The 571-nt window shown below is 64.8% G+C and carries 1 protein-coding gene and 1 pseudogene; both read left to right on the top strand.

Features of this window, described 5'->3' with window-relative positions; genetic code table 11:
* Positions 1-14: 14 nt before the first annotated feature.
* Positions 15-173, top strand: coding sequence for a curli-like amyloid fiber formation chaperone CsgH (csgH, locus tag NKH28_RS34390; protein ID WP_352981476.1), 159 nt, complete (start codon positions 15-17; stop codon positions 171-173).
* Positions 174-330: 157 nt separating this feature from the next.
* Positions 331-571, top strand: a pseudogene (locus NKH28_RS34385) (curlin); the annotation flags it as partial.

Raw genomic sequence — 571 nt, 5'->3', positions numbered from 1 at the left:
CCGACGGCACCAGCATCGAGCAGGGCGGCGCCTTCAACGCCGCGCCCGGCAAGCCAGCTACGCTCGGCGCTATCACGCTCGACGCAAAGGGCGGCGTTTACGATGCCAAGCTCGAAGTTGCGGTCGATGGCAAGAGCATCGGCTGCGCCGCGCGGGTCGGCGGCGCGACCTGATCGCACCGGCCAGTTTACGAAAAAGGGCGTCGGCGTTCGGCGCCCTTTTCTATGTGTGCCGAGCCGGGAAAAATGACTGAACGACAGCTGAACGACGGGTTCCGGGATGGTTCAGCCGCAATTCGGGAAGGTTGGCCATAGGCTGAGGCAGCCGGAAATGAAGACCAAGATGACCCGCAATATGTTCATAACCCTTACTGCCGCTCTCGTTGCCGGCAGCATCGGCCAGGTGGCGCTGTCCGCACCGGCCTACGCAGGAGGCTGGGTGTCGGTGACATTTGCTCCTGCCAACGCCCGCGACGCCGGCGCCCTGGCGACCGGCCTGCGCGTCTATTCGAAGTATCGCGGCCTGCACGGCGCCAGAATCCGTCAGTCCGGACACGGTAATGCTGCTGGCC

It is taken from the genome of Mesorhizobium sp. M1227 (assembly GCF_040318315.1).
In the GTDB taxonomy this organism is placed as follows: domain Bacteria; phylum Pseudomonadota; class Alphaproteobacteria; order Rhizobiales; family Rhizobiaceae; genus Mesorhizobium.
This window is presented reverse-complemented; position numbering and strand designations above follow the sequence as displayed.